Here is an 18,569-nt window from a genome sequence, read left to right as displayed (position 1 = left end):
ACTCATATCAGGCCCACGCGCGGAAGCGGGAGGGTCTCGCCTACGTAATCGTATGGTTCAGCGATCTCCTATCCCCTTCGAGCGGACAACCCTCTCCGGGCGGGACAGACCGGCTGCCCTCTCACCGGCGGGTGGGTACGCGTTCCGACCGCACCGACCTGACCGTATGCACCGTCACCACAGCGCCGGTACCCCAGTAGAACGCCCACGAAGTGCCATTGTCCGGCTGCGGGGACACTGGTTCGCCCGCGAGAACCCGGAGTGCATGCACCGTCCCTCCGTCGGACCGCATGTGGCCGCGGTCGGTCCAGGGAGGCCGTAGTCCCGCTACGGCCGGCCAGGCCCTCGGCCGCGCCGGGAGTACGAGGGCCCACGAGTGCTCATCCGGGGCAGCGCTCGGGTGCTCCGCATCAGAATTCGTCGGCACCGTTGCGGAGCTCGGGCGTCCAGTAACCAGTTTTCGCGACCGCGTCGTCGACCGCAATGCCGCCTGCGGGCGCGGTGACCACCTTGCTGCCCTCGGCGGGGCCGTCGGCGGCGAAGAGGTTCACGTTGAAGGAGGTGACGACGCGGTTCTCCTCGTGGACACCGCCCTGATTGAGCCGCACGGCTGCATAGGCCGAGCCGCCGGCGGCCACCACCACGGCGGTGCCCGGCTTGCTCTTGGCAACGGCCGGAACATCCTTGGCGGTCTGGATGTCGCCGAACGCGATCAGCGGGTACCGCAGCAGCGTGCAGGCGTGGCCCGAGACGTTCGTCGCGGTCAGCGTGATGTGCGTGGTGGGCACGCCGTCCTGCTTGCCTGCGGAGATCTTCACGTCACCGACGGTGCAGGCCGGGGCCTTGCCCCCGGTCTTCTGCATGGCACCGGGCCGAGTGGGAGGGGCGGTGCCGGAGCCCGAGCTGCCGGATTCGGTGGCTTCCGCGGCGGCCTTGCCCTGCCCCGCTTCGTCGTTGGCAGCCGAGCCCTTCTTCCCGGCGCCGACGGCCTTCGAGGCGGCCTGTTCGTCCTTGCTGCCGTCACTGCCGCAGGCGGTGAGCGTCAGGCTGAGGGCGGTGAGGGCGGTCGCGGCGAATACGGCAGGGCGGATGGAGGTACGCATAAGGGCTCCCGTGTGATGCGGTCAGTTCCATGTGCGAACAACTGACCTGCGCACAGCTTCGGCCTCTGCCCTGCCGTTCTACTGACGTCCTGCTCACGTACCGCTCATGTCTCGCGTACGAGCTCTCCTCCGCAATGCCGCACCGCTGACGTTCAAATGGCTCGCTGGTAGCGGCCCTCTCCGCCAGGATTCAGTGTCAGAGCCGCCACAGGTCAGGAGGAGCCGCAAAGTGCAAGCTTACCCACAGCTGATACAAGACACCGGCGACGTCGGTTCACACGACATCGCCGCACTAATTGCTGCACTAACGGCGGAGCTCATCCGGACGGACCGGACATCCGGAGCCCGCCGAGCAGCCCCCCAGGCACTGCGGGCGGTCAGCATTGCCAGACGGAAGGCCCAAGGCTCACACACACTCTCCTGCGGAGCACTAGCAGCACTCGCCGAGCTCTTCCAAGTGGCTGCATGGATCCTCTTCGACGCCGAGCGGCACGGGCTGTCCCGCGCCCTCAGCCACCAGGCATGGAACCTGTCCCGTCGACTGCCCGAAGATCAGCGGTCCATCGAGTTGCTGATCCTCTCCGTGCTGTGCCTCCAGCAGGAACACCTTGGTTTCCCCGGCAGCTCTCTGCACATCTCCTCATCCGTGCTCACCAGAAAAGACCTTCCGGAGCGGGTAGCTGCGATCTTCCATGTGCGTGAGGCGCGCGCCCATGCCCAGTTGCAGCAGCAGAAGAAAGCCCTTTGGTCCTTGAACGCGGCCGAGGAACTCCTTACCGAAGAGCCTTCCGAGCGCGACCCTTCCTGGACCTGGTGGTTCGACCGTACAGAATTCACTGGTCACCAAGGGCTGGCCCACGCTGCCCTGGGGAATCTCAAGACGGCTGCCTCACACCTCTACGAAGCGGCAGCACCCGGCGGAGCCCCGGCCTACCGCTCCCTCTTCTCCACCGAACTGGGAGCTGCCCTTGCCCGGGCCGGTGCCTGGCGAGAGGCAGACGCATGGCTGTCCACCCTCGTCGACACCGTGCCCCGCATCGGCTCGGTACGGTCCCTCAACTCGCTCACCGGCACCACCCACATCATCAAGCAGGGTCGTTCCGTTCCACGCACCCTTCGGAACACAAATAGGCACCTCACCGAACTCCTCCAGCACCAGAAAGCCCGTGCACACGCGGGGAGCAGGGAATCGCGGGCCGGATCGAGCTGACTAGCTGTGCCATATCCCCTGATCCGTGACGTTCAGTGGGGTGCAGGTGCAGGGCCCGCCGTGTCCTGGTCCGGGCGTTGCATGGGCATGAAAGAGGCGAAGGCGTGGAAGCGTCCGTGTGCGGTGCCGCCGGGGCCGATCGTCAGTGCGAGGGTTCCGTAGCGGCACCAGGCCGAGGTCCACGGCGTGACGATGCGCCCGCCGGCTCCGGTCTGCTCCACCCAGGCCGTCGGGACCCGGTCGACGGAAAACGTCGCGACCACCCGCTCGTACGGAGCTCCGGGCGGCCGGCCGGCGGCCGCGTCACCGCAGGAGACCGCCGGTGCGAAGCCCGCGGCTTGCAGGTTCCGCTCGCCCCGTACGGCGAGCAGCGGGTCCAGTTCGACCGTGCTGACCGCGTCATCACCCAGAAGGACGCACAGGAGGGCGGCGTTGAAGCCCGTTCCGGTACCCAGTTCCAGCACCATGGAGGGCATGGAGGCCGACGGCGAGGGGAGCCCGTCGGTGAACCGGGTGACCAGCGGGGTGTCGGTGTAGGCCGCGGTAAGCCATCCGTCCGGGTCCGTCGAAAGGTCGCAGGGCCGGTAGCCGCCTTCGCCGTCGCGCAGCCACAGCCGACTGGGCAGGAACACGTGCCGTGGGACCGTACGCAGCGCACGCTCGCACCCGGCCGGCAGCTGCCGGCCCAGGAGCTCGGTGACGTCGGCCAGCAGCCGGCCGACGTGAGCAACAGGCGCAGCCGGGGAGGCCTTCCCACGGCTGACCGGCACTACCGTGTTGCCGTACACCACCCGTGCCCGTCATTCACACCGAGAAGAACGCAAAGCGCGACGATGACAAGGAGTCAGGTCATGGCACTCTCCCGCAGGCGGCAGGCGATCATCAGCGCAGTGTGCTTCGTGGCGACGGCGGGATTCTGCCTCCCCTCGGATGCCTCAAGTTCGGCGCCCGGCATCAAGGAGATCGCGCAAGGGACGCAGGCCGGTCCGGTGAAAGTGGCTGTCTCAGGCCCCGTACAGGTCAACTTCCGTGAAATCACCATCCCGCCGGGCGGTTCCACAGGAAGGCACTGCCATCACGGCCAGCTGGTCGGCGTCGTCAAATCCGGCACGCTCACCCACTACGCGCCCGTGTACCCGGGTGGGGTCCACGTGTACCGCACGGGCGATTCCATCACCGAAGGCAGGGGATACGTCCACGAGGGGCGCAACGAAGGATCCGCTCCCCTGGTGCTCTGGGCTACGTACATGACCCCGGAGGGGAAGCCTCTGGCGGAGACGGACCTCTCCCAGTGCGATCAGCCCCGCTGAGACGGTCAGGGATTCTCCCGAACCGCCGCCCCGACGCGCGGACGGACCGCGCAGCACTTGCACCAGCGCAATGGACGGATCCGCCCGCGCCGGCCACTTCCTGGAAGGGCTGCACTGACGCGCTCACGCCGGCCGTCCGCAGCGCTGAGGCGGTCAGACCGCGTCGGCAACTACTGGTTCAGCAGCTCCTCGGCTTCCTCCTGCGTCATCTTGACCGCATCCGCGAACGGGATGCCCTTCTCCTTCAGGGGGCAGCCGGGATAGTGGTCCGACCTTTCACCGTGAGCGGCGCCGCACAGAGGACACTGCCGGGAAGGCGCGCTTGGCATCGCTGTTCTCCTTACTGTTGTGTCGAGTCGAGCGGGGTCGCTGCCGAGGGCTCGGGAGGGGTTCCCTCATCTCCGGCCCCTCGGCCATACCCTGGCGACACCTATACCCACGACGGTGGCGGCCACGGCTCCGGCAGCGGTCCAGCGCCATAGGGGCGTGGCCTCGTGCTCCGGCGGTACCAGCGCCAGGATGCCGCTCACCGCCAGGAGCACGAGGCCCAGGTTGAAGCAGCGCATCGCAAGGCGTATTCCTTTGAGCCACCTCGCGAACTGGCTCTGCTGCTCCCTGATCAGTTCTTCGTTCAGTTCAGGAGGGAGCATGTCGAGCGGGCCCCACCAGTCCTGGAGATCGCTGCGGGAGTACAGGTGCCCGCGGGCGCTGACTCCCCACACCATCGCCACGATCATGAAGATCACCGTAAGGACGAGCGCGAGCAGCAGGGGATCCGCCCAGCGGAACACGTCGCGTTGCTCGATCGCCACTCCCAGCAGGGTGATGCTCGCGCCGGCCAGGAGAGGTGCCGCGATCGTGAGCATCTCGTCGGAGGCGACCGGCCAGCCGAGCGGAGCAGGCTTGCGCCACGAGAAGGGGTTCTCCGTCGTGGCATGGCGCTCAGTCATTTCTCAGCCTCCCGGCCCGGCGGGACGTTCAGAAGGTACAGCACGCCAATTCCCGGGCGGCACGGGCCGAACCGGCCACCGCCGCTCCTCGGCTCCCCCGGTTCCGTACCCCCTCGTGCGGTGTCCACGGCGACCTGCCGGTCAGGAGCAGCTGTTGCCGCCCACAGCGCGGACGCTGCCGCGGGGTGATGCGGGCGCGGGCGATCCGGCCGCTTTGGCGGCTGATTTCGGCCTGCCTAGTGGTTGTCAGGGTCTTCCCTGATGCCCCGTCAAGGTTGCCTCATTACGGTGCTTCGCAGCACTCGGCCGTGACGGGCGGCTGCCAGGTTCTGGGGGGCCGGGCGCCCAGGGCCGGATGTCCGATGGTCCCCACCCCCGAGCTCGGGCCGGCGGTGAGCGGAGCGGCGGACCGGGGCCGTACGTCCCGCCTGCGCACCGCTCCGCTCACCGTCTCGGCCCGCGGGTCAGTGGGTCAGCGGGCCTGCCATCAGGTCTGGTCCAGGGTGCCGCAGTTCGTCTTGTAGCGGGCCACGACGTAGCCGTCGATCTCGCCGCCCCAGTCAACGCACTTGCCCTTGGCGTCCAAGTGGACCGGTCCCGAGTACGAGGTGAAGAAGCCGTACTGTTCCTGCTTCGACTTCAGTTCCTGGTTGCGCTGGATCCAGGAACCCATCCACAGTCGCGAGCCGGCCGAGCTGTTCCGCTTGGTCACCACGCAGTTCTTGCCGGTGGCCTTGTTGTAGGCCAGGAAGACCGTCCCGCGGTCAGGGATCGGAATCTGGTTGACCTGCGCGTAACCGCTACCGCACTCCTGGTTGTACGCGGCGGCGCGGACCGGAGCGGCAACGGACGTCCCGCTGCCCGCCACCAGCGTGGCTCCTGTCGTGGCGGTGACGAGCAGCGCAGCTCCCGCAACACGGGCACGTGCAGCACGTTTCACTGTGTCCTCCGCAGCAGTCGTATGGTGCCGGTCGATGGGCGTACGCGGGACGGCCGTCTCCGTGCCCACACAGACCCTGCACACCCCAAAGGGGTTGTACGCCCCCTCATCCCCACAATGCAGAACCAGCCACCGCGCCACACAGCGGCATGCGCCCCACAGCCCCCGCGATTCCGGCCACGTGACGCCGGCACCCGGCACCCGCGAAGTATGAGATCGGCTCCGGCAACACCAGGGCCCACGGCCTGGTCGCCGCGTTCATCGAAGCCAGGCAGACCCCGTGAGACCGTTCGGCCGTGCAGGCGGGGCAGCCCCACGCAAGGCCGCAGGAAGGGTGCTGTCTCGTCAGATCGACGACGCCGCACGGCTGGGCTGCCGGTCCGGGCCGGTGGAGTCGGTGGAGTCGGTGGGCGGGACGACCAAGACCGGGCAGTCGCAGTGCCGCAGGCAGTAGCGGCTCACCGAACCCTTCAGCAGACGGTGCAGCGCCCCTTGTGAGCCGCTGCCCACCACGAGGACGTCCCCGTCCTCGGCGGAGGCCTGCACCAGCATGGGTGCAGGCTGGCCGAGGCCGACGGCGGGAGCGCACCGGAGGTCGCCGGGCAGGCCGCCGAGGGCGCGCTCGCAGGCGTCGATGAGCTGCCGGAACGCCGCGCGGTCGAGGCTCCGGGCCGTCTGGGGGTCCGGAGGCCAGATCATGTCGACGTAGTCGCCCATGGGCGAGGAGTAGGCGAGGACCGGGCGGAGCGTGGCGTGGTGGTGCCGGGCTTCCTTCGCCGCCTTTCGCAGGGCGACCAGGCTGCCTGCCGACCCATCGACGCCGACGACGACACGGCGTATGGCGCGGTTCATTTCTCCTCCGTCTCCGCCCGTACGGAATGGCACGGTCTGCTTCCACTCGCCGCATTTCTTTTGTGCGGCACGGGCTTGATTTCGTGATTCCACGCTACGCACCCCCGGCGGAACGCGGCATCGGCCGATCGGCCCGACGAGTGGTGGACCCGCCCGTCCACCGATCAGACCCCGTCCACCGATCGGACCCTCTCACCTGGGATCCATGCGCTCCGGAGGGTGTGGTCCGTCACATGGGGCCTGCCGGTCCCGGTCCTCAGGGCCGCGGATCCGCCGGACCGTCCGGTGCACCCCGCCGCCGATAGAACATTCCTATTCCGGCATCGATGAATTCTTCTTGATTCCCCACGGCACGCCGGGTTTTCCTTCCAGACAGCGGCAGAATTCCGCATTTCCCGTATCCGCCCCTGTTCTCGTCCCGGCAAGGAAAGCCATGAAATTCTCTCTGTACGTGGTGGCCGTACCCCTGGCCCTTCTCGGCACGGTCGTCCCCGCCTCCGCCTCCTTCGCGGCCGGCCCCGCCGGGGCGGACGGCGGCGCCGGCGGCACGGCGCCCCCCGTGCTTCGGCTGACGGACGGCCCCGCCGACAAGGCAGCGGTGGCCGTGACGCGCCCGTCGCCGGACGGATCCGTCGCGACCGTCCCGGTGGGCGATGCGCGCCTGACCGCCCGCGGGCCATCAGGCGGACTCGTCCTCGCCCCGGCCCGGTCACCGGCCGGCAACGGCCCCGGGGACCTCGCCCAGGTGCACGCCGGAGACGTGGTCGCCGGCCCTACGACCCAGGACACGCCGCACGGTGTGCTTGTGAAGGTGGCCGCCGTGCACGCGAACGGTGACGGCTCGATAGCCGTGGACACCGTCCCCGCCACGCTGGCCGACGCGCTCGGCGACGCCGAGGTCGACGCCACGGTTCCGCTGACTCCCGGCGATCTGAAGGCCAAGCCGCTCACCTCCGGCGGCAAGGTCACGGCCGGTGCCGGGCCGCAGGGCCGAGGGGTTCGGCTGAATGTCGACGTTCCCGTCCCGGACGGCGTCGAGCCGACCGAGGGGCACGCATCCGCCCTGTCGGCATCGCTCGACCTCAGCCCCGAGTTCCTCTTCTCCTACGAGCGCGCGCACTGGTACGGCGTGCAGCCGTCGCGTGCACGGATCGGCATGGCGGCCGACTACCAGTACGGAGTGAAGGTCCACGCCAAGAGCAGTGCCTCCTACGCCACCGGGCACAAGCCTCTGCGGATCCCGGCCGCCGAGGTGAACGTCGACAAGACGGTGTGGCTGGGGCCGGTGCCCATCGTCCTCAGCCTCAAGGTCGACTACTTCTACGACGTCTCGGCCGACGGCACAATCGCCGTGGACGCCGAGGAACACACCGACGGACGGCTGGAGATCGGGGCCCGGTACGACGCCGGCGAAGGCTGGAGCGCCCTGTCCGGACCCGAGCCGGTCAGCACCGCGACGCCCGCCCTCATCACGGGGTCGGCGACCGCCAAGGGCGGAGTGGGCAGCCACGCCCAGGTCGGGCTCTACGGATCCGTCGGCGTCGCCGCCGACGCCGAGCCCTACCTGAAGGCGACCGCCACCGCGCAGAACACGCCGCAAGGCGCCTCCGCGAGCTGGGGTCTTTACGCAGGCCTCAAGGTCAACGGCTCCTTCTTCGCCCGGCTCGACATCTTCGGCACCCGCGTCCTCGACAAGGACTGGGAACTGCCTCCGCTGCGTTACGAACACAAGCTGGCGGGCAGCGATGTGTGAGTCTCCGCGGGCCGGAGGAACACCGGCCGCACCCTGTACGCCCCGTACGCCCGTACGTCCTCAGGCGGCGGCCGGTTCCCCGGCCGTCACCAGCCCCCCACCCCCACTCCCACCCCCACGCTCAGAAGCCGTCGCACCCTCACACACTCCAGAAAGGCACAGGTGACACCCATGTCGAAGATCCGGATCATCCGCGGCAAGCGCGTCCTGCTCCTGGCCACGGCAGCCGCGGCCATCACGGCCGGCGCCACTGCACTGCCCGCCGCCGCGGCCGACGAACCGACCGTCGACCGGCTCATGTCGGACTGCGCCGACGGCGTCGGCAAGTGCACGTTCAACGACCCCGTCGTCCAGAAGGCCTACCTGGGCAACTACCACCAGGTGTCCGACACCCTCTACAACTGCAGCACCTCGGACGCCACACAGGGACTCAACTGGTCCGACACCGTGGGATCGAGCGACTCGGCCGAGTTCTCCATCACGAGCGGCGGAAAGATCGCAGGCATCGTCGACCTGAGCGTCACCGCGAAGTACGGCCACACCTGGAAGACCGAGCACTCCGACGGCGGCAGCATGGGCATGACGGTCAAGCCCGGCGAGGTCGGCTGGATATCCCGTGCCCAGGTGATGCACCAGGTCAAGGGCATGTGGCAGACCCACTACGACGACCCGCACTGGGGTCACTACTACTGGTACTGGAAGGACACCGTCACCAGCCCCGCCCCCAACGACACCGATGGCGTCAAGAACGCCGTGGTCGTCAAGTCCCGCCCCATGACGGACGACGAGAAGAAGTCGTGCGCCTCCCACAACGCGCAGGTCTTCACCTCCCCCACCAAGGCGGAGGCCACCGAGCCGGTGTCCCCCGGCCCGGACCAGGACACCGGCGGGACCGCTCCGCGACCCGGCGACGACGGGACGCCCCCGCCCGCGGTCGAGCGCAAGAACGCCGGGGGCGAAGACGCAGGAGCCGCCGCGTGACCGCTCACTGAGAGGCGTACTGCCGCGACCGGTCGGGGAGTTCCATCCCCCGGCCGGTCGGCTCGCGCCTGATGGAGAGCACCCTCGGACATGCCCTTCGCCGCACCTCAGGCCGCGCCGTCCCCCGCCACTCCGTCCCCCGCCACGCTGTCCTCCGCCTCTGCGCCCTCGGCGCCCTCTACGAAGAGACGCCCCGTCCGCCTCGCCGTGTCCTGCGCCCAGCGCGTCGTGACCAGGACGCCCAGCAGGAGCACCATCGCCCCGCAGCCCGCGACGATCCACCACGCGGGGCGGACCGCACGGGCGAACGCCGCCGCGCCGGGGTGGGTCATGTTGTGCAGGCCGGCGGCCAGCACCGCGCCGATGACGGCGACCCCGAGGGCGTACCCCATCCGGCCGCCGGTGGGGGCGATGGCCGCGGCGAGACCGGCCTGGGCCCGTGACATGCCGGAGACGGCCAGCCCCAGGACGGGTGGCAGGACCAGCCCGGTGCCGATGCCGATGAGCAGGAAGCCGCCGAGCAGCGGGGCCAGGGCCGTAGAGGAGGCGGACAGCGCCAGGATCAGACCGCTCAGGGCGATGGCCGCGCCGGCCGCGACCAGGGGCGGGCGGGGGCCCGGCTTGCTTTCGAGGTGACCGGCCACGGGCCCGCACACCGCGTTCATCGCCGCCACCGGCAGCATGAGCAGCCCCGCGTGCAGCGGGGACAGCCCTCTGACGTTCTGCAGGTACAGCGCGCTCGTGAAGAGGAAGCCGCCGTAGGCCGCGTACGTGCACAGCGCGATGACCGCCGCGCCGGTGAACGGGCAGCTGCGGAAGAACCGCAGGTCGATCAGGGGCGCGGCGCAGCGGCGCTCCCGTGCCGCGAAGGCGGCCACGGCCACGAGGGCCGTGACCGCGCAGGTGAGGACCGCCGGCGAGTCCCATCCCTGGTGCGGGCCCTCGATCACCGTGTAGGTGAGGGTGACCAGGAACGCCGTGACCAGCAGCTGGCCGGCCGGGTCCAGGCGCCGGGGCGCCTCGGCGCGCGAGCGCGGAACCCAGCGGCAGGTCGCCGCCGCGAGGAGGAGGCAGACCGGGACGTTGACCCAGAAGACCCAGCGCCAGCCGATGCTGCCGACCAGCGCGCCGCTGAGTACCGGGCCCAGGGCCATGCCCAGCCCGTATCCGCTCGTCCACACGCCGATCGCGCGGGAGCGGCGTTCGCCGTCGGGGAACGCGCGCGTGACGAGTGCCAGGGACGGTGGTCCGAGCGCGGCCGCGCCCAGGGCCTGCAGGGCCCGGAAGGCGACGAGGTACTCCGTCGCGGGTGCCAGGGCGCACAGTGCCGACGCGCCGCCGAAGAGCATGAATCCGCACAGGAAGATCCTGCGGTGCCCGAACCGGTCCGCGGTCGAGCCGGCCAGGAGCATGAAGGAGGCCAGGACGAGGTTGTAGGAGTCGAGCACCCACTGCATACCGGTCACCGATGCGGCCAGGTCCCGTTCCATCGCGGGCAGCGCGATGTTGAGGGCCGTGAGGTCGACGCCGACGAGGAACAGCCCGGTGCAGGAGATGGCCAGGACGAGGCGGGCGCGTGCCGCGCCGTCGGCTGGTTCGGGGCTGGATGCGTGCACGACTCTCCCGGTGACCCACCCGTGCAAGGGCGCTCGCGCAAGAACACTCGTGCAAGGGCACCCGTGTGAGAACGCTCGTGACCGAGTCTCCCCCACACCGCTGCCGTGGGCGCCCAGATCGCCCTCCGCCGCGGCTACGTGTCGTCTTGCGCGGGCCAGAGCCAGCGGCTGGCGAGTACGGCGACGACTCCCCCGGACAACACCATCCCCACCCGCACGACGGCTGCCCACCAAGGCAGCGGGGAGTCGTAATCGCTGAGCAGGAGGAGCAGGACGGGTGAAGCCAGCGACCAGTAGGCGTAGTTGGCGGGCCGGAAGGTGTAGGCCACCGTCCCGGAGATCCCGACGAGCACGGCGACGGCCACCGGTCCCGGCCGGCAGAGCAGCAGCAAGGCTGCCACCACTCCCCCGAGGGCATTGCCGAACAGTCGTTTGGTGGCCTTCGTACGGGTCTCTCGACGCGTCGGCCGCAGGCTGAGCAGGAGCGAGGTGACCAGCCAGTGACCCTGGCCCCACAAGGAGCCCTGCCAGCCGGTCACCGCCGTGACCACGCCGGTCAGAATCCCCGTGCGGACCGCGTGCCGGACGGGGCGGCCACGGGCACGCGGCGGTGCTGCGGGGTGCGGGTCCGCCGGGGCGGGGCCGTGACCGTCCGCGCCGGTCGTGCCGCCCGGGTCCGGGGCCGCCCGGGGGTTCTGCCCGGGCCCGTCGCCGGCAGGCCGGGCGCGCGAGGGGCGCGGGAGCAGCAGGAGTGCGGTCCATGCGCAGCCGGCCGCCTGCACGACGCCGGGCCACTGCGACGGGTCGCCGGCCTCGCCGGTGATGCCGAAGAGCACGACGGCCAGGGCCGCCGTCGTACCCACCCGGGGCAGCAGTGCCCCGGCGAACGCGGCAGCGGCCACGCCCGGAGCCAGCGCCGCCACCGAACGGCCCGCCGAGGCCACGTAGATCCCGGCTGCCGTCACCCACAGGCCGCGGGCGGCCAGGTGCCGCGCCCGTTCGACGGTCCCGGCGCCGGGAGGCAGGGGCATGGCCATGAGGACCGCGCAGAGGGCGGCCGTGGCGCCGATGCCGGGGTGGCCGGTGCGGGCGCCGAACACCAGGGGTCCGGCGATCGCCACGCCGGCCGCGATGCCGTCGGCGTAGGCGGGCCGCCCCTGCGGGCGGAGCAGTGCGGCGAGCGCATCCACGCAGGCGGGCGCCGCCCGCCCTGCGCTTCGCCCGCGAAGAGTCACGGCCACGGCGTGACCGTACCGGGCGAACCCTTGGTGGATCGTGCGCCCGGGCCGGGCGGGGCGTCGTCCGTCGTACGTCGGAGCGCAGGCGTCAAGGCCCGCTGCCGGACGGGCTGCTCGACGGTCGTGCCGCCGGAGGCCGCCGGGCTCTCGGCCGGATCGCCGCCCGGGAACAGCCGGACGGCCGTTTCACGGGCACTCCGCTCCGCCCGTCTGCTGGTCACAAGGGCACCCAGCATCATCACGGCGGCACCACAGCCGGCGACGATCCACCACGCGGGGCGGGCCGCGTCCGCGAACCCGGCCGCGCCCGCGCCCGTCGGAGAGCCGCCGTGCAGCCCTGACGAGAGCACCGCGCCGAAGACCGCCACCCCCAGCGACACCCCCACCCGGCACGTCGCCATGCTCACCCCCGAGGCGACCCCCGCCCGTGAGCGCGGCATGCCGGAGACCGCGAGGGCCGTCGCCGGAACGTCCACCAGCCCGATGCCGGCGCCGAACAGCGCGTACGCGACGAGCAGCGCAACGACGGAGTCCTCGGCGTGGAACGCGGCGCACATCAGCCCGGCCAGCCCCATCGCCGCCCCGGCGAGCAGCAGCGGAAGCCGCGCCCCGCGGCCACCCGTCAGCCGCCCGGCCACCGGCGCGAGGAGCACGGTCATGGCGGGCATCGGCAGCATCCACAAGCCGGCGGGCAGGGCGGACAGGCCCCGGACGTCCTGGAGGTAGAGGCTGCTGATGAGCAGGAAGCCGCCGAGCGCCGCGAACGAGGCCAGAGAGACGGCCACCGAGCCGCTGAACGGAAGGCTGTGGAAGAACCGCGGGTCGATCAGCGGGTCGGAGATCCGGCGCTCGTAGGGCACCAGGAAGGCGAGCGCGACGACGGCGGCCGCGAGAGTACCGGACACCGGCAGCGCTCCCCAGCCCTGGCGGGGCGCCTGGATGACGGCGTAGGTCAGGCAGCTGAGCAGGACGACGACGAGGAGCTGCCCCACCGGATCGGCCCTGCGGGACGCCGCCTCGCGCGACTCCGGCAGGCACAAGACGGTCAGCAGCAGCGCGACGAGCCCGATCGGCACGTTCACCCAGAACACCGAACGCCAGCCGTCACCGGCCACCAGCACACCGCCGACCAGCGGCCCGGCGGCCAGCCCGATGCCGAACACGCTGCTCCACACGCCGATCGCCCGGCCGCGCTCCGCCCTGCCGGTGAAGGTGTGCGTGATGACCGAGAGCGAAACGGGGCCGAGCATCGCGCCCCCGAGGGCCTGCAACGCCCGGAAACCGATGAGACCGTCCAGACCTGACGCCACTCCGCACAGGGCCGAGCCGACGGTGAAGACGACGTACCCCGCCAGGAGCGTACGGCGGCGGCCGAAGCGGTCTCCCATGGCGCCGGCGAGCAGCATCAGCGACGCCACGACCAGGTTGTACGCGTCGATGACCCACTGCATGCCGCAGACGGAGGCGCCCAGGCATCGTTCGAGCGCCGGCAGCGCGACGCTGACCGCGGTGCTGTCGATCCCCACCATGAGCGTGGCCAGGCAGCAGACCGTCAGTACGAGCCTGCCCCGGGCGGAATTCAGCGTGATCATGTACGGACCTCCCCGTCGGGCTGCGTCAGCGGTGACCGGGGGCTGGAGGACGGGCCCGGGTCAGGGCCTGGGCCTGGGCCTGGGCCTGTGCCCCGGTCTCGATATCGGTCTCGGTCCCGACCGTAGGCAGCAGCGCGGTGTTTCCTGCGTCCACCGGTTGGCGGACCGCGTGGGGGACGCGGGTCTCCACCAGGCCGGGCGGGAGGGAGATCCGTAGGACCCGGGTGTGGCCGGGCGGTATTCGATCAAGGCGGTCAAGGCGGTCAAGGGACCGCATTCGTATCTTCGGCCCCGTACGGCAACCGCACCTCGACCGTGGTGGAGCGTCCCGGCGCGCTGTCCACGGTGAACCGGCCACCGGCGCTCTCGATCCGCACGTAGTGGCTGGCCAGGCCGATGTGGCCGGCCTCCATGCGCTGCCGGACGACGTCCGTGTCGAATCCCTCCCCGTCGTCGCGCACCGTCAGGACGGTGTCGTCGCCGTCCCGTGCCAGGGTCACCCAGACGTTGCTCGCGCCGGCGTGCTTCACGACGTTGGCGAGGAGTTCCCTGGCCGCGGAGTACAGCAGCGTCTGGCCGCGGACGCGGCCGTCCAGCCGCAAGTCGTCGTGGACGGTGAAGCCGCCGCGCCGCGCAGCGTGCTCCCCCGCCGATTCCAGGGCGGCCGCGAGCCCCACCGAGGCCAGGACCTGCGGGTGGAGGTCGAAGATGACCTCGCGCAGCTCCCGGACCGTGGCCCGGACCTCGCCCTCGGCGCGCGCCAGGGCGGACGAAGGGGCGTCGTCCGCGGCTTCCTCCAGCTCGTGCAGGGCCGCGAGCAGGTTCTGTACGGCGCTGTCGTGGAGCGCGTCCGCCAGGACCGCTCGTTCCCGGGACTCGGCGTCGAGCGCGTTCCGCAGCAACGCCTCCCTGGTGTCCAGCAGTTCCACCACCCGGCTGCTGCGTCGTTCCAGCAGCGCGGCGATCAGTACGCCGGCTCCGACGTCCCACAGCAGATACGCCTCGTCGATGACGACCGGCCAGACGGCCGGCGCCGCGTCGGAGAGCAGGTGCGGCAGGGCCATGGCGGCGTAGGCAACCATGCAGGCCGCGCCGAGCCATGCCGTCACGACCGGCAGCTGCCACAGGACGCTGGCCATCGGGAGGACGAAGTAGGCGTAACGCACCGCGGAATCGGGTCCCCCGGACAGGGCGGAGAGGACACCGACTGCGACCACGTCGATGGCGGCCGCGCACACCGCGCCGTGGGCCCCGGCCCGCGGGTACCGGTGGACGGCCACGAGGCGGGCGACCGCCCAGGCGGCGTAGGCCACGAGCGTGCCGTGGAACCACGGGGTCTTGAGGGACTCCATCGGTTCCAGGGCGGCGAGGAGGACCGGAACCAGCAAGGGCAGGCGCAGCCATGCCACGTAGCGGGTGGTCAGCTCCGTCACGCCGCTGATCTGCTGCTCACGCCACCGAGTCGTCATCGCACCGCACACGGGTTCTCAGCGAGATATGCACATGGGCATATACATATGAGGCGAATTACGTGGATGACGCTACCCGATCGTGCGCGACGCAGCGGCGCAGCGGCGCAGCAGCCCGGCGTGCGCGAGGGTGGCGGACGGGGCGTCCGGAGCCGTGAAGAGCGTAACGTCCACGGTGGGCGGCGGGTCGAGCCGGATGGTCCACGAGCGCCGGCCGGGAGGCAGAGAGCCGAGCGGTGCGAGGGCGATACCGGTGCCGGATGCCGCCAGGGTCACGGCGGCACCGGGCGTGGGCACGTCGAGCACGGGCGGTGGAGGACCGGCCGTGGCCTCACCGGCGGCGGAGTCGTCAGCAGCAGCGGTGGCGAGGGGCGGGACCGGCTGCAGCCCGTCATCCGGGCAGCGGATCCACCGGCGACCGAGCAGGTCCCGCACGGACACCGTCTCACCGCGCAGGGGATCGTCCTCGGCACACGCCACGACGAGCTCCTCGGTGCACCAGGGCCGCACCTGCCCGCACCACCCCGCCGGCCGTGGCCCGATCCCCAGGTCGGCGGCGCCCGAGGCGACGGACTCCTCCAATGACCGCCCGCTCTCGTGCACGCCGACGCACAAACGGGCATCCGGCCGTGCGAGAGCCCAAGCCCGTAGAGCGGGGAGGAGACCGTCGAGGAGGGCCGGGAGCGTGGCGACACGCAGAACGTCCGGGTGCCCGCAGGCAGCGGCCAGGGCTGCTGCACGCCCCTCACCGGCGCTGCACAGTGCTGTGCGGGCGTGCGGCAGGAGCGCCTCGCCCGCGGGGGTGGGGCGTATGCCGTCGCGGCCACGCACGAGCAAGCGGGTGCCCACGGCGCGTTCGAGGGCCTTGAGCTGCTGCGACACCGTCGGTTCGGTCACGTGGAGGCGTTGTGCGGCACGCGTCAGGCGGCCCTCCCCGATGGCGACGACCAGGTATTCGAGCTGGCGGAGGGAGAGGCTGCCGGCGCCGTTGCCGCCCGCGGCGTACGGCGTGCCGCCGGCCTGCCCCGCGGCGGTGGGTACCGGTCGGTCGTCCCCGTGCCGGGTCATGCCCCGGCAGCATCCCGTTGATTCGCCCATCTCGATCGCCTCCTTCGTCCCCTTCCCTCCTGGACCTCCGGCCAGCTTTCCGCCGATGAGCGCGGAAAGAGGTCGGCCGACCGGCGGAGCGACCGTACGAGCTCCGCTTCCTCCGGCCGGGCGGACGGCAGGCGCGAAGGGGCGGACAGGCGGACGGCGGCTTCGGAGAGCGGTTGAACGGAAACTTGCCTATCGTCGGAGGAGGCTCTGTGTGCAAGGCGCCGAGGTGACGGCACGGGGGCGTGGCAGGAGGCGGGAGCAGGCGGTATGGGCGTGCCCGGTGCTAGCGAGCGCGTGACGGTGATCGTGGCCGACGACCACCCCGTCTTTCGCGAGGGCATGACACGCGGGCTACGGCTGAGCGGACAAGTGGAGGTCGTCGCGGAGGCGGCCGACGGCGAAGCCGCGCTCGAAGCCATCCGTGAGCACGAGCCGGACGTCGCTCTGATCGACTACCGGATCCCCAAGCTGGACGGCATCGCCGTCATCCACGCAGTGGTCCGCGACCGGCTCCCCACCCGCACCCTGCTGCTGTCCGCCACCACCGACAGCGCCGTCGTCTACAAGGCCATCGAGGAAGGTGCCTGCGGATATCTCGCGAAGGACGCCAAACGCTCGGAGATCGTCGACGCGGTGCTGAAAGTAGCGCGGGGCAAACGGGTGGTGGGCGAGGAGCTGACGGACGGGCTGGCCGGCGAGATCCGGCTGCGTGCCGGGCGCGACGCCGTGGTGCTGTCGGAGCGCGAACAGCAGGTGCTGCGCGGTTTCGCGAAGGGGCAGAGCATTCCCGAGCTGGCCTCGGAGCTGTTCCTGGGAACGAGCACGGTGAAGACGCACGCGCAGCGGCTCTACGAGAAGCTGGGGGTGTCGGACCGTGCGGCCGCCGTCGCCGAGGCGATGAGGCACGGCCTGCTGGAGTGACGGCACTTGCCCGGTCCGCATCTCGGCACTTGCCCGGTCCGCATCTCGTGGCCTGCGCCGGCGCCCTCGCACTCCGTGGGAGCCCCAAGGGGCCGTCCGCCGGGCGACCCACGCCGCCTGCGGTCGGCCCCCTGGCTCTTCTCCTCCGGAATCACCGGAATCACCGGAATCAGCCGAAGAGACCCTGCTCAGTCGCGGAAGGCGGGGTTGGTCCACCGGGTCGGGCTGGCCTGGATGTCGTTCCACATCTCGTTCCACCACTGCCGGCCGTCCTTGCCGGTGATCGTGGTCAGCACGCGGTCGCCGTCGGCGCCGAAGCCCTGCCGCCGCACCTCGTTGTTGATCTTCTGGATGACGGACTCGCCCGCCGGGTGCTTGTGGGCGATGTAGTTGAGCAGGAAGGCGGTGGAGTCGTAACCCCTGTTGTAGTCGGTGCCGCGGACCCGGTCGACGCCCGGCTTCTCCTTCACGTTGTAGACGTACTTGCGGTAGTAGTCCGCCTGGCCCTCGTTCAGCCAGCCTCCGTTGGCGGCGTCCTGCACCTGGTGGGTGAGCTCGTGGATGAGCGATCCGGTGTCGCCCGGGTTCCTCATCACGTAGTCGGGGCGGAGGATGATCGACTTTTCGTTGTTGTACTTGGGCTTCGCGTTCGGCTCGAAGACGGCCGCGACGCCGGGGTTCCTGAAGCTCTCGTGTCCGGCGTCGAAGACGACGTTGATGCCGGGCTTCACCTCGTACGCGCCGCCGGTCATGAATTGCTTGATCTTCCCGTACTGGTCCTGGAGGAGGCCTCTGCTCCTGTCGAACCAGGAGCGCAGGGCGTTCGGGTCGTAGCCGCCGGAGTCGACCATTTGCAGCGTGACGGGGACGGAGGGCGTGGGAGGCTGAGCGGTGACCTTGTCGAGGTTCCACTGCTGGGCCTTGTCACCGGCATTGCAGGGGCGGGCCGCGGTGCCCAGGTCGGGGAGGCGGGTCAGGCAGGTGTCGCCGCCGGTGCGGTCGCTGCTGTGCAGCAGCCAGGCGCGGCTGTCGGCGAGGTTCTGCAGCCACCACCGCTGGTTGGGTCTGCTGATGTCGTTCCAGGCGGCGACGGAGTTGTTGCCCAGGTCGCGGTCGACGGCGTAGTTGGTGCGGGGGATTCTGACGCTCCAGTTCCCGGTGCCGTCGTCGGTGACGGTCCAGGTCTGTTCGGTCAGGTTCTCGTTCCAGTCCTTGACGCGCACGCCCGCGCCGTCGCGGGGGCCGTCCCACTGCAGGGCTCCGCCCGCGTGGCTGGATATCCGGTAGGTGCCGCCGGATTCCGGCAGGGGTTCGGCGGCGTGGGCCGCCGTGGCGCTGAGGCCACCGGCGAGGCCGGCGACGGCGGTCAGCACGGCGGTCGTGATCGAGAGGTTGCGCATGCGCATGAACGGGCCTTTCGGTGAGGATGGGGTACGGCCGGAGGCGGGCCCGGCTGGAAGCAGGCACGGCCGGAAGCGGGCCCGGCTGGAACCGGACTCGTACGTGTGACCAAGGGCGTCGCGACGTGCGACCGAG

The 18,569-nt window shown here is 70.9% G+C and carries 17 protein-coding genes; 5 read left to right on the top strand and 12 right to left on the bottom strand.

The window, feature by feature from the left end:
* Nucleotides 1–410 precede the first annotated feature (410 nt).
* On the bottom strand, nucleotides 411–1,103 hold the full coding sequence (locus D7231_RS02940; protein WP_120753291.1) for a DUF4232 domain-containing protein: 693 nt from the start codon (nucleotides 1,101–1,103) through the stop codon (nucleotides 411–413).
* A 457-nt stretch (nucleotides 1,104–1,560) separates the two neighbouring features.
* On the opposite strand from D7231_RS02940, the gene D7231_RS02935 reads away from it, so the two are divergent.
* A complete protein-coding gene (locus D7231_RS02935; RefSeq protein WP_120753290.1) occupies nucleotides 1,561–2,313 on the top strand; it encodes an NsdA family TPR-like regulatory protein in 753 nt (250 codons plus the stop codon).
* Nucleotides 2,314–2,345: 32 nt separating this feature from the next.
* On the opposite strand, the gene D7231_RS02930 is transcribed toward D7231_RS02935, so the two are convergent.
* Nucleotides 2,346–2,945, bottom strand: coding sequence for a protein-L-isoaspartate O-methyltransferase family protein (locus D7231_RS02930; RefSeq protein ID WP_158673714.1), 600 nt, complete (start codon nucleotides 2,943–2,945; stop codon nucleotides 2,346–2,348).
* Between the two features lie 219 nt (nucleotides 2,946–3,164).
* On the opposite strand from D7231_RS02930, the gene D7231_RS02925 reads away from it, so the two are divergent.
* Entirely contained in the window at nucleotides 3,165–3,623 is a 459-nt protein-coding gene (locus D7231_RS02925) for a cupin domain-containing protein (protein ID WP_120753288.1), read from the top strand.
* 170 nt (nucleotides 3,624–3,793) lie between these two features.
* Here D7231_RS02925 and D7231_RS36415 read toward each other — a convergent pair whose 3' ends face one another.
* From D7231_RS36415 to D7231_RS02910, 4 genes are all read right to left on the bottom strand, one after another.
* Entirely contained in the window at nucleotides 3,794–3,952 is a 159-nt protein-coding gene (locus D7231_RS36415) for a hypothetical protein (RefSeq protein ID WP_158673713.1), read from the bottom strand.
* 66 nt (nucleotides 3,953–4,018) lie between these two features.
* Complete coding sequence (locus D7231_RS02920; RefSeq protein ID WP_120753287.1) at nucleotides 4,019–4,573, bottom strand: hypothetical protein; 555 nt, start codon at nucleotides 4,571–4,573, stop codon at nucleotides 4,019–4,021.
* A 487-nt stretch (nucleotides 4,574–5,060) separates the two neighbouring features.
* Entirely contained in the window at nucleotides 5,061–5,513 is a 453-nt protein-coding gene (locus D7231_RS02915) for a spore-associated protein A (RefSeq protein ID WP_147449676.1), read from the bottom strand.
* A 345-nt stretch (nucleotides 5,514–5,858) separates the two neighbouring features.
* Nucleotides 5,859–6,365: a universal stress protein gene (locus D7231_RS02910; RefSeq protein ID WP_120753285.1), complete on the bottom strand. Its 507-nt coding sequence runs from the start codon at nucleotides 6,363–6,365 to the stop codon at nucleotides 5,859–5,861.
* A 433-nt stretch (nucleotides 6,366–6,798) separates the two neighbouring features.
* Between D7231_RS02910 and D7231_RS02905 the strand changes: the two genes are divergently transcribed.
* Nucleotides 6,799–8,118 carry a hypothetical protein gene (locus tag D7231_RS02905; protein WP_120753284.1) on the top strand — a complete coding sequence of 440 codons (1,320 nt, stop codon included), beginning with the start codon at nucleotides 6,799–6,801 and terminating at the stop codon, nucleotides 8,116–8,118.
* Between the two features lie 171 nt (nucleotides 8,119–8,289).
* Nucleotides 8,290–9,099 carry a hypothetical protein gene (locus D7231_RS02900; protein WP_199739293.1) on the top strand — a complete coding sequence of 270 codons (810 nt, stop codon included), beginning with the start codon at nucleotides 8,290–8,292 and terminating at the stop codon, nucleotides 9,097–9,099.
* A 107-nt stretch (nucleotides 9,100–9,206) separates the two neighbouring features.
* Here the strand turns inward: D7231_RS02900 and D7231_RS02895 are convergent, their stop codons facing one another.
* The 5 genes from D7231_RS02895 to D7231_RS02875 all read right to left on the bottom strand — a co-directional run bounded on the left by D7231_RS02895 (nucleotide 9,207) and on the right by D7231_RS02875 (nucleotide 16,082).
* A complete protein-coding gene (locus tag D7231_RS02895; RefSeq protein WP_120753283.1) occupies nucleotides 9,207–10,715 on the bottom strand; it encodes an MFS transporter in 1,509 nt (502 codons plus the stop codon).
* Between the two features lie 134 nt (nucleotides 10,716–10,849).
* Nucleotides 10,850–11,956, bottom strand: coding sequence for an FUSC family protein (locus D7231_RS02890; RefSeq protein ID WP_147449675.1), 1,107 nt, complete (start codon nucleotides 11,954–11,956; stop codon nucleotides 10,850–10,852).
* A complete protein-coding gene (locus D7231_RS02885) occupies nucleotides 11,947–13,545 on the bottom strand; it encodes an MFS transporter (RefSeq protein ID WP_120753281.1) in 1,599 nt (532 codons plus the stop codon). The genes D7231_RS02890 and D7231_RS02885 overlap by 10 nt, the downstream gene beginning before the upstream one ends.
* A gap of 263 nt (nucleotides 13,546–13,808) precedes the next feature.
* Nucleotides 13,809–15,014 carry a sensor histidine kinase gene (locus D7231_RS02880; RefSeq protein WP_120753280.1) on the bottom strand — a complete coding sequence of 402 codons (1,206 nt, stop codon included), beginning with the start codon at nucleotides 15,012–15,014 and terminating at the stop codon, nucleotides 13,809–13,811.
* Between the two features lie 72 nt (nucleotides 15,015–15,086).
* Entirely contained in the window at nucleotides 15,087–16,082 is a 996-nt protein-coding gene (locus D7231_RS02875; protein WP_158673712.1) for a LysR family transcriptional regulator, read from the bottom strand.
* 303 nt (nucleotides 16,083–16,385) lie between these two features.
* Between D7231_RS02875 and D7231_RS02870 the strand changes: the two genes are divergently transcribed.
* On the top strand, nucleotides 16,386–17,033 hold the full coding sequence (locus D7231_RS02870; protein ID WP_241999533.1) for a response regulator transcription factor: 648 nt from the start codon (nucleotides 16,386–16,388) through the stop codon (nucleotides 17,031–17,033).
* A gap of 188 nt (nucleotides 17,034–17,221) precedes the next feature.
* On the opposite strand, the gene D7231_RS02865 is transcribed toward D7231_RS02870, so the two are convergent.
* Nucleotides 17,222–18,439 (bottom strand): basic secretory protein-like protein, encoded by a 1,218-nt coding sequence (locus tag D7231_RS02865; RefSeq protein WP_120753277.1) that lies wholly within the window; start codon nucleotides 18,437–18,439, stop codon nucleotides 17,222–17,224.
* Nucleotides 18,440–18,569 lie beyond the last annotated feature (130 nt).

Origin of the sequence: Streptomyces klenkii, assembly GCF_003626645.1 — a bacterium.
Taxonomy (GTDB): domain Bacteria; phylum Actinomycetota; class Actinomycetes; order Streptomycetales; family Streptomycetaceae; genus Streptomyces; species Streptomyces klenkii.
The sequence above is the reverse complement of the archived record's forward strand: the minus strand, read 5'-3'. Positions and strand labels throughout refer to the sequence as shown.